This is a genomic window from Anaeromonas gelatinilytica (genome assembly GCF_016820635.1).
In the GTDB taxonomy this organism is placed as follows: Bacteria; Bacillota; Clostridia; order Tissierellales; family SIT17; genus Anaeromonas; species Anaeromonas gelatinilytica.
In genome coordinates, this window is the sequence record NZ_WSFU01000121.1 from 1 (window position 1) to 3,670 (window position 3,670).

At 30.8% G+C, this 3,670-nt stretch carries 2 protein-coding genes; one reads left to right on the plus strand and one right to left on the minus strand.

Features of this window, described 5'->3' with window-relative positions; genetic code table 11:
* The first annotated feature begins 74 nt into the window (after window positions 1-74).
* A complete protein-coding gene (locus GOQ29_RS10925; RefSeq protein WP_203372695.1) occupies window positions 75-1,382 on the plus strand; it encodes a 6-phospho-beta-glucosidase in 1,308 nt (435 codons plus the stop codon).
* 209 nt (window positions 1,383-1,591) lie between these two features.
* On the opposite strand, the gene GOQ29_RS10930 is transcribed toward GOQ29_RS10925, so the two are convergent.
* Window positions 1,592-3,496 (minus strand): ABC-F family ATP-binding cassette domain-containing protein, encoded by a 1,905-nt coding sequence (locus tag GOQ29_RS10930; RefSeq protein ID WP_203372694.1) that lies wholly within the window; start codon window positions 3,494-3,496, stop codon window positions 1,592-1,594.
* Between the last annotated feature and the right edge of the window lie 174 nt (window positions 3,497-3,670).

Below are 3,670 nucleotides of genomic sequence, written 5' to 3' on the forward strand. Positions count from 1 at the left end.
GCAGGTTGAACAGGGAAGATTATTAGAAATGATAATCAAAATTAAAATTTATAGGTTTTTATAGAAAATTATAGATTTTATGCAACGGCTCAAGCTATACACCAGAATTAATAGAAGGCTTTATCAAGAGATATGATGAATTACCTGTTAGAGAACTTTGGCTCGTAGACATAGAAGAAGGGAAAGAAAAATTAAAAATCGTAAGTAACCTTGCAAAGAGAATGGTAGAAAAAGCAGGAGTACCTATTCAAATATATACTACCTTAGATAGAAGAGAAGCTCTACCAGGGGCTGACTTCGTAACCACACAGCTTAGAGTAGGTCTTTTAGATGCAAGAATCAAGGATGAAAGAATTCCTATAAGCCATGGCTTAATAGGACAAGAGACTAATGGTGCTGGAGGAATGTTTAAAGGATTAAGAACTATACCTGTAATACTCGATATCAATAAGGATATATCCGAATTGTGTCCAGATGCTTGGATGATCAACTTTACAAATCCATCAGGAATGGTAACAGAGGCTGTTTTAAGATATGGTAGTACAAAAAAAGTAATCGGACTATGTAATGTTCCTATTGGTATGGAAATGGGAATTGCAAACCTTTTAGACGTAGACCACAACAGAGTAAGAATTGATTTTGCTGGATTAAATCACATGGTATTTGGCTTAAATGTATATTTAGATGGAAAGAATATTACGGAAGAAGTAGTAAATAAGATAGCTGCTGGAGAAATGGAAGCTATTGTTAATAATATTATCAATATAGAATGGGCATCAGAGTTTATAAAAGGCTTGAGTGTGATTCCTTGTCCGTATCATAGATATTATTTCAAACAAGATGAGATGTTAGAAAAAGAATTAGAAGAATTTGCAAAGGGAGAAACAAGAGCTGAGGTTGTAAAACGTCTAGAAGCAGACTTATTTGAATTATACAAAGATCCAGACTTAGATATTAAACCACCTCAATTAGAAGAAAGAGGAGGAGCTTATTATAGTGATGCTGCCTGTAGATTAATCAACTCCATCTATAATGATAAGAAGGATATTCAACCAGTAAATACAAGAAACAATGGAGCTATAGCTGGTATTCCGGTGGACTCAGCAGTAGAAGTAAGCTGCATTATTACAAAAGATGGTCCAAAGCCTATGGCTATAGGAGAACTTCCAGTGCAGGTAAATGGTCTAATTCAGCAGATCAAATCCTTTGAAAGAATGGTAATTGAAGCAGCTATTACAGGAGATTACAACACTGCAATGGTAGCAATGACAATCAATCCATTGGTTTCATCGGACAAAATGGCCAAGATTCTTTTAGATGAGCTGTTAGAAGCCCACAAGGAATATTTGCCTAAATTTAAAGCTTATTTTGAAGCTAAATAAATCAACAAAAAGCTGAAATTATATAGTGAAATACGATGCTATATAATATCAGTTTTTTATTTGTCCTATTTGCCAAATATGCGACTTGTCAAGATAGATTTCAAATGATAAAGGAAAAATCACTATTCCATGTTGGAAAAAGTGCTTCTAATGGTTGTTTTTTAACTAGGATATAAAAAAGATGCTCAAAAGCATCTTTAAAATATATATTAATTATTCTTCTCTTCTTCAATCTTTTCAACTAGTTCATTTAAATAAATCCATCTTTGCATTTTCTCATCCAGTTGACATTCAAGCTCTTTCTTTTTCTCTAAAAGCTCTTGAAGTACTATATAGTCTGATGTAGTGCTCGCAATTTTTTCTTCTATATCTTCAATTTTTTCTTCTAGATTTAAAATTATATCATCTATTTCATCATATTCTCTTTGTTCATTATAAGATAATTTTAAAGATTTTTTATTGTTTTTATTCTCTTTAGAATGATCTTTTTTAGAGCCTTCCAATTTATTTTTCTTTTTTTCAAAAAGAGTATCTATTCTTTTGTTTTCATTATCCTTAAAAGCAGTATAATTTCCCGTATGTTGTGCTATCTTTCCTTCCCCTTCAAATAAAAATATCTTCTCTGTCATTTTATCTAAAAAGTATCTATCATGAGATACAGAAATAACTGCCCCTTTAAAATTTTCTAAATAGTCCTCTAATATTGTAAGAGTCTCTATATCTAAATCATTAGTAGGCTCATCTAATAATACATTAGGTGCTTCCATCAATACCCTGAGAAGATGTAACCTCCTCTTCTCCCCACCAGATAACTTTGATATATAAGTCCATTGAAGGTCTCCTGGAAATAAGAATTTCTCCATCATTTGTGAGGCTGTTATCTTATCTCCATCAGCTGTAGGAATGTATTCAGCACCTTTCTTTATATATTCTATAGCTCTAAGGCTATCATCTATATAATATGTCCCCTGGGAAAATATACCTACCTTCACGGTTTCACCTATATCTACTGTTCCCTTATCTGGAGTAACTCTTCCTGTTATTATATTTATAAGTGTAGATTTACCTACTCCATTAGGACCTATAATTCCAACTCTATCATCTCTTAAAACTGTATAACTAAAATCTTCAATTATTTTTTTATTTCCATAACTTTTTGATATATTCTTAATTTCTATTACTTTCTTTCCTAACCTTCTACTACCAACAGATATATCAATCTTTTCATTCGATGTACTTATTTTCTCTTCTTTAAGTTTTTCAAACCTTTGTATTCTGGCTTTTTGCTTTGTTGTTCTAGCCTTAGCTCCAGTTCTTATCCACTTTAACTCCTGGTTATATAATCTTTCTCTCTTTCTCTCCCTGGAAGCCTCTAGATCTTCCCTTTCTATTTTTTTCTCTAGAAAATAATTATAATTTCCTTTATATTCATAAATATTTCCATTATCTAATTCAACTATCTTATTTACTACCCTATCTAAAAAGTATCTATCATGGGTAATCATCAATAATGAACCCTTTCTATTATTCAAATACCCTTCTAGCCAATCAATGGAATCATTATCTAAATGATTGGTAGGCTCATCTAATATTAATAAATCACTAGACTTTATCAAAGCTGATGCTAAGGCAATTCTCTTCTTTTGTCCTCCAGAGAGATTTCCCACTTTAGCCTTAAAATTCGTTATTCCTAATTCAGTAAGTATAGTTTTAGCTTCACTCTCTAAATCCCAAGCATTTTTAATATCCATCTTATGGCTTAATTTTATTATCTCCTCATTAGGAGTATCTGGATTTTCAATGGCTTCATTATACTTTCTTATAGTACTCATAATCTCAGAATTACCTTCAAAAACCTGCTCTAATATTGTGGCATCCTTATTAAAATATAGATTTTGACTTAGGTATTCTACTCTAACATCATTTCCCTTTATAACTCTTCCACTATCAGCTGGAACTTCTCCAGTAATTATCTTCAATAGAGTACTCTTTCCTGTACCATTAATACCTATTAAACCTATCTTATCTCCTTCATTTATTCCGAAACTTATATCATTAAATAGCTCCTTTTCACTATATGCTTTTGATACATTTTCTATATTTAATAAGTTCATAATTTCACCTCTAATTAGTATATTGCTACATATATTATAACATCTAAGTATAATATAAAAAATGTACTTTCATTTATAAACGAGAATACATTTTTTATATTTATTGACTCCTTAATTTTGGTTTTAATATATATCTCAGTATTTTAAATATAGTTGTAATAATAAAATACATCA

Coding starts and splice junctions, on each gene's coding strand:
- GOQ29_RS10930 (WP_203372694.1), bottom strand. CDS start 3,496: ATGAACTTATTAAATATAGAAAATGTATCAAAAGCATATAGTGAAAAG.